A 5,596-nucleotide genomic window follows, 5' to 3' on the forward strand; every position below is an offset into this window, starting at 1 on the left:
AAGGGCTGGATTGGTCTGGAAGCAACACTAAGATCGCGCCAGCCAAAAGCATGTCACTCAGTAACCAAACCCAAGCATAGGTTGGGCGAGCTAACAAATAGACCGCCAAGCGTAAGCCGGTGGGGAAAAGCAGATAGGCTTGGAGCGGATTGTGACTCAAATATTGGCTGACATTCCATAGACTAAATTGGCTAATACTGTAGAGCACAAAAGCAAAAATCAGTGGAAACAGCTTGGCCATGCTTAACCTTCCACGAGCAGATGGTGCTGCAAAGCAAAGCGGATCACATCCACGTTATTGGTTAGGTTTAATTTGCTCAAAATGTTGGCTCGGTGAACGTGAACGGTTTTATGGCTGAGAAACAGCGTTTGCGCGATCTCTTTCACCTCTTTGCCTTGTACCAATAAATCAAACACTTCAACTTCACGCTTGGTAAGGTCGGCAAGCACATTATTGATATCGGGATTACTCAAATTGACCAAGGCATCGGCGCACAAATAGCGTCTGCCAGAGGCCACGGTACGAATCGCACTCACTAGCTCGCTTGGGCCACAACGTTTTGAAAGATAACCTTGCGCTCCAGCATCCAAGGCTTTTTTCACAAATGAAGCCGAGTCATAAATACTGAGGATGATCGCTTTGAAACGCGGGTTATGTTGGCGCAGGCGCTCAAGCAGACTCAGTCCATTTTCATCCGGCATTGAAATATCGATGATAGCGACATCGACTTCCGCTTGGGTGAGGGCATGAAAGGCCGCTTTTGCACTTTCGTACTCACCTTGCACCCTTATATCTTGCTCAAGATTAAGTAGTTGAGCGAAGCCCGAACGTACAATCGTGTGGTCATCCACCAGCGCGATGGTAATCATGATGTTTATCACCTAGCAAAATCAAATTCACAAAAGTGTAATGTTTTTATTGTGCGATGGCTGCGACTTGTCGCACGAAGCATCACTGACAGGCAGAGTTGGTCATTTCGTTGGGCAAGATTGGGGTGGTCTACTACATTCTTATTATGGGATGAGCAATGAGATGGTCAGAAATAGGCTGCACTATGAAATCGGTAAATATCGAATGGAACGTCAATCTAAGGCAGGCATTTTTTTGTATCGCAAGAGCGCTCGACTCGGTCGGTGTGGATGATATCAATCACGGGCATCGTGTCGGTTATATGGCCTATTCTTGTGCTCAAGCCATGGAGTGGAGCGAAGAGGAGTGTCAACTGGTGTTTGCGCTGGGTTTGATTCATGACTGTGGCGTGGCTCAGAAGCGTGATTTCTATCGTTTACTCGAAAATATGCAACCCGACAATACCCAGCAGCATTGCGTGCGAGGCAATGAGTTGCTGTCGAATTGTCCACCGCTTGCGCCGTTTGCGGATGCGATTTTGTACCACCATACGCCTTGGGATGAGCTGAAAAATATTGCTATTTCGGATCGAAACAAACGGTTCGCGGCGTTGATTTTTTTAGCGGATAGAGTGGATTACCTTAAAGAGCTCTATCCAAGAGATGAGTATGGCAATGTGACTCAGGAAGCTCGTAATCAAGTCTGTTTAGAAATTGGTCGATTAAGCGGAAGCTTGTTCGAGCGTGACTTGGTACGCACCATGCAACATTTGCTGAGTAAAGAGTTCATCTGGTTTTCAATGGAGCATCGTCATATTGAAGCGATGGGTCACAATTTGCCATCCACCCCATTTTTTGAGCAGAAGTTGGGGGTGGAAGAGATCATGTCTATCGCGATGTTAATGGCAAACGTGGTGGATGCGAAAAGCCAGTTCACTTTTCAGCATTCGCAAAAAGTAGCAGAGCTCTGTCAGCACTTAGCGAAAGAGCTGGGGCTAAACGTGGAGATGCAAAAAGCCCTTTACCTGACAGGACTGGTTCACGATATCGGCAAGCTGCACACCCCAGAAGAGATCTTGCATAAACCCGGTAAACTCAACGAGAGCGAGTATCTTTGTATTCAACGCCATTCGACCGATTCTCGTTATACCTTGCAAATGGTGTTTGGCCAATCTGTGGTGTGTGAGTGGGCAGGAAACCACCATGAGCGTTTAGATGGTTCGGGTTACCCAAGAGGACTCCAAGGGTCGGCGATTGATCTGCCTTCACGGATCATTGCGATTGCGGATGTGTTTCAGGCGCTTACCCAAGCAAGGCCATATCGCGGCAGCATGTCGCTCAACGAGGTGATGAATATCATGCGTCATGAAGGGAGTTGTGGTCGGTTAGATAGCCAAGTGTTTGATGTGATTGTGCGTCATAGCCAGCAATATTATCAGCTCTCGATAGCGGAAAGCCCAACCGAATGGGTATAAAAAATCCGGTGCGAATAGCACCGGATTTTCTCTCTCTGCATTCCTATTTGTCTTTGGTCATGGCGAGCAAGCCAATTGAGACAACGGCTACGCCAAGGAAACCGGCCAGAATGATGACTGGCATGGCGCTGTAACCGAGCACGTGCCAAAAAATCGATTCAAGAGTACTCATAGTGGCTCTCCTTATTGCCAGCCTTCAACACCATGCATGTCGGGTAGATTGTGTGCGATGCCTTTATGGCAATCCACACAGGTTTTTTCACCAGAGGCGAGTGCGGTCGAGTGTTGCTTCGCTGCTCGGCTACTCTGCTCAGAAAAATCCATGTAGTTGAACTGGTGACAGTTGCGACATTCCAACGAATCGTTCTTTTTCAAGCGTGCCCATTCGCGTTCGGCTAAGTGTGCGCGGCGTGCTTGAAACTTTTCTGGTGTATCAATCGTGCCGATAAAGTGTGCCACCAATTCCTTGGACGCTTGCACTTTACGCACAATTTTATCCGTCCATTCATGGGGGACATGGCAGTCAGAGCAGATGGCGCGAACCCCAGAGCGGTTTGAATAGTGAATCGTCTCTTGGATTTCGGCCACAATCGGCGCGTGGCAGCCCGAGCAAAACTCTTCGCTGTTGGTCGCTTCCATTCCTGTATTGAAGGCGCCCCAAAATAACAGGCCGCCGACAAAACCCATCAGCAAAACCACACCCACGGCGGCTTTACTTGGGCTCGATAAACGAAGCCAAAACGCTTTTAGAAATTTCATAAATGGCCTCTTTTCGGTTAACGAAGTGAATCAACACGTTCGAAATCGTTCTCAACCAGCGGTTTTGCATCCGCCTGAGGGACGTGACACTGCAAACAGAAGTAGCGGCGTGGAGAGACGTCCGACAGTACCGCATCTTCGCGGTTCACAAAGTGAGTGACACTGATCTTGGTTGCGCCCATTTCTTTGGCGTTTTTCCAACTGTGGCAAGCAAGGCACTTGTTGGCGTTTAACGATACTTCATAGTTGCGAATGTTGTGCGGGATGAGTGGTGGTTGATACACAAAATCACTCTCTAGCGCTTGTTCGCGTGGGTATTTCTTCATTGGATCAGCGGCGCGAGTCGCTTCAATTTCTGTTGCTCCGCGCAGTGATTCTAAACCTCCGATACCGCCTGGATTGTTCAGCTCAGCATGAGCAATGCCAGCCAGTACGGTAAACACTGAAAGTAAGGCAATGAGTTGTTTTTTCATCGTAAATTCTCCGCCTTGCGGCTTAATACTTGGTCTGGGCTGACGGGCAGCCCAGTGCAATCAGGGTTACGCGACTTTTGTGATCTTAACCGGACACTTCTTAAAGTCAGTTTGCTTCGAGAGTGGGTCGGTCGCATCGAGGATCAACTTGTTGACCAAAATGCGAGCATCAAAGAAAGGCACGAACACCAAGCCTTTTGGCGGCTTATTACGACCGCGAGTTTCTACGCGCACTCGAACTTCACCACGCGAGTTGGAGATCAGCACTTCATCGCCACGGCGTAAACCGCGCGCTTGCGCGTCTTCATGGTGCATAAAGCACAGCGCATCTGGCACCGCTTTATACAGCTCAGGAACACGACGGGTCATAGTGCCTGTGTGCCAGTGCTCAAGAACACGGCCAGTACAGAGCCACAAATCGTACTCTTCATTCGGCATTTCTGGCGGCGCTTCATAAGGTGAGGAGATGATCCACGCTTTGCCATCCGGTTTGCCGTAGAAATCCCAACCTGAACCGGCTTTGGCATAAGGGTCGGAGCCTTCTTTAAAGCGCCATTTAGTCTCTTTACCATCGACAACCGGCCAACGCAGACCGCGTACTTGGTGGTAAACATCGTAAGGCGCTAAATCGTGACCATGACCGCGGCCAAACTCGGCATACTCTTCAAACAGACCTTTTTGGATATAGAAACCAAAGTGGTGTGCATCATCGTTGAGTTCACGTGCTTCGCTCAGTGGGAACTTGTCCACCTGACCGTTTTTGAACAGCACGTCATACAGGGTTTTGCCACGGTATTGCGGTGCTTTTGCCAGCAGTTCTTCCGGCCACACGTCTTCGACTTTGAAGCGTTTTGAAAACTCAATCACTTGCCATGAGTCGGAGTGAGATTCACCGACAGTCTTCACTTGTTGATACCACACTTGGGTACGACGCTCGGCGTTGCCGTACGCACCTTCTTTTTCTACCCACATGGCGGTTGGCAAAACAAGGTCAGCCGCTTGCGCCGTTACGGTTGGGTAAGCATCCGATACCACAATGAAGTTTTCAGGGTTGCGGTAGCCCGGTAAACGCTCTTCATTGATGTTTGGACCGGCTTGCATGTTGTTATTACATTGCACCCAGTAACAGTTCAGTACGCCATCTTTGAGCATGCGGTCTTGCTGCACTGCATGGAAGCCCGGTTTCTCAGGAATCGTGCCTTCAGGCAATTTCCACACTTTTTCGGCAATCGCACGGTGTTTAGGGTTAGCCACCACCATGTCGGCTGGCAGACGGTGTGCAAAGGTACCCACTTCACGCGCCGTACCACAGGCTGATGGTTGACCGGTCAGTGAGAATGGGCTGTTGCCTGGGGTGGCGATTTTGCCAGTAAGCAGGTGCAAGTTGTACACCAAGCTTTGCATCCAGACACCGCGAGTATGTTGGTTCATCCCCATGGTCCAGAGTGACATCACTTTGGTGTTTGGATCGGCATACTGCTTCGCGAGCGTGATCAGTTTATCCGGTGATACTCCGGAAATTTCAGAGGCTTTTTCAACCGTGTAAGGCGCAACCGATTTTTTGTACTCTTCAAACGAAATATCGCTGACATCACCGGAGTTGGCGTTTTTCGCCTTTTTCTGTAGAGGGTGATCGTCACGCAGACCGTAACCGATGTCCGTGACCGCTTGTTTGAAATGGGTGTGCTTGTTGACAAAGTCCCAGTTCACCGCATCGTTTTGAATGATGTAGTTGGCGATGAAGTTGGCAATCGCTAAGTCAGACTGTGGGTGGAAAATGTAGCCATGATCCGCCAACTCAAAGGAACGGTGGTAGTAAGTGGAGAGCACATTCACTTTGACATGAGGATGGCTTAGGCGACGGTCAGTAATGCGTGTCCAGAGCACTGGGTGCATTTCCGCCATGTTGGAACCCCAAAGTACAAACGCATCGGCGTGTTCAAAGTCGTCATAACAGCCCATAGGCTCATCAATACCAAAGGTACGCATAAAGCCCACAACCGCAGAGGCCATACAGTGACGTGCGTTCGGGTCAATGTT

At 49.3% G+C, this 5,596-nt stretch carries 7 protein-coding genes; 1 reads left to right on the plus strand and 6 read right to left on the minus strand.

The genetic code is table 11. The annotated features are described in order from the left end of the window. Both GOU96_RS16610 and GOU96_RS16615 read right to left on the minus strand, forming a co-directional pair. A partial coding sequence (locus GOU96_RS16610; RefSeq protein ID WP_324702027.1) for an MASE1 domain-containing protein occupies window positions 1-241 on the minus strand: 241 nt, incomplete at its 3' end. 2 nt (window positions 242-243) lie between these two features. After that, window positions 244-870 carry a response regulator transcription factor gene (locus GOU96_RS16615; RefSeq protein ID WP_000628128.1) on the minus strand — a complete coding sequence of 209 codons (627 nt, stop codon included), beginning with the start codon at window positions 868-870 and terminating at the stop codon, window positions 244-246. 185 nt (window positions 871-1,055) lie between these two features. Between GOU96_RS16615 and GOU96_RS16620 the strand changes: the two genes are divergently transcribed. After that, complete coding sequence (locus GOU96_RS16620) at window positions 1,056-2,324, plus strand: HD-GYP domain-containing protein (protein WP_175248504.1); 1,269 nt, start codon at window positions 1,056-1,058, stop codon at window positions 2,322-2,324. 43 nt (window positions 2,325-2,367) lie between these two features. On the opposite strand, the gene GOU96_RS16625 is transcribed toward GOU96_RS16620, so the two are convergent. The 4 genes from GOU96_RS16625 to napA all read right to left on the minus strand — a co-directional run. Further along, window positions 2,368-2,496, minus strand: a complete 129-nt coding sequence (locus GOU96_RS16625) for a TIGR02808 family protein (RefSeq protein ID WP_000105479.1) — start codon at window positions 2,494-2,496, stop codon at window positions 2,368-2,370. Between the two features lie 11 nt (window positions 2,497-2,507). Further along, window positions 2,508-3,083, minus strand: a complete 576-nt coding sequence (locus GOU96_RS16630) for a NapC/NirT family cytochrome c (protein WP_000670286.1) — start codon at window positions 3,081-3,083, stop codon at window positions 2,508-2,510. A gap of 17 nt (window positions 3,084-3,100) precedes the next feature. Beyond that, the gene (locus GOU96_RS16635) at window positions 3,101-3,556 is read right to left on the minus strand and encodes a nitrate reductase cytochrome c-type subunit (RefSeq protein ID WP_000744358.1); all 456 of its coding nucleotides are present in this window, start codon (window positions 3,554-3,556) and stop codon (window positions 3,101-3,103) included. 66 nt (window positions 3,557-3,622) lie between these two features. Continuing rightward, window positions 3,623-5,596, minus strand: a 1,974-nt coding sequence (gene napA, locus GOU96_RS16640; RefSeq protein WP_324702028.1) for a periplasmic nitrate reductase subunit alpha, incomplete at its 5' end; no start/stop codon positions are given.

The sequence above is a fragment of the Vibrio sp. R-1 genome, from assembly GCF_035615595.1.
In the GTDB taxonomy this organism is placed as follows: domain Bacteria; phylum Pseudomonadota; class Gammaproteobacteria; order Enterobacterales; family Vibrionaceae; genus Vibrio; species Vibrio cholerae.

What these genes read in the sequence shown, in the direction of transcription:
- GOU96_RS16620 (WP_175248504.1), top strand. Translation starts at nt 1,056, where the DNA reads ATGAAATCGGTAAATATCGAATGGAACGTCAATCTAAGGCAGGCATTT.
- GOU96_RS16630 (WP_000670286.1), bottom strand. Translation starts at nt 3,083, where the DNA reads ATGAAATTTCTAAAAGCGTTTTGGCTTCGTTTATCGAGCCCAAGTAAA.
- GOU96_RS16625 (WP_000105479.1), bottom strand. Translation starts at nt 2,496, where the DNA reads ATGAGTACTCTTGAATCGATTTTTTGGCACGTGCTCGGTTACAGCGCC.
- GOU96_RS16615 (WP_000628128.1), bottom strand. Translation starts at nt 870, where the DNA reads ATGATTACCATCGCGCTGGTGGATGACCACACGATTGTACGTTCGGGC.
- GOU96_RS16635 (WP_000744358.1), bottom strand. Translation starts at nt 3,556, where the DNA reads ATGAAAAAACAACTCATTGCCTTACTTTCAGTGTTTACCGTACTGGCT.